The organism is Acetobacter okinawensis (assembly GCF_002153655.1).
In the GTDB taxonomy this organism is placed as follows: Bacteria; Pseudomonadota; Alphaproteobacteria; order Acetobacterales; family Acetobacteraceae; genus Acetobacter; species Acetobacter okinawensis_A.
The window spans coordinates 1-211 of the sequence record NZ_JOPJ01000099.1 but is presented as its reverse complement, the minus strand read 5'-3'; the positions used below and the strand labels follow the sequence as shown (position 1 = coordinate 211).

At 46.4% G+C, this 211-nt stretch carries 1 protein-coding gene; it reads right to left on the bottom strand.

Going from position 1 to position 211, the window contains the following annotated elements:
• On the bottom strand, window positions 1-190 hold a 190-nt coding region (locus HK26_RS13790), incomplete at its 3' end, for a hypothetical protein (RefSeq protein WP_219337104.1).
• Window positions 191-211: the final 21 nt, after the last annotated feature.

Sequence of the window (211 nt, the reverse complement as noted above, 5' to 3'; positions counted from 1 at the left end):
TCCACCACAGCATGGAAATCTCTGCGGGTTTCAACCCTTCCCATATGGCTCTGAGAGTGGCTTTCTGAACCTGTGAAAACGATTTACGACAATCACCCAATGCGGGCATCAGCATCCTGTCATAGGTAAAATCCATGCCTTTTTTGATGATGAAAGGCTGAAGATAAGGTTCAACCAGTTTTTCCAGCACTGTGCGTCTGTAGGCAGTTCT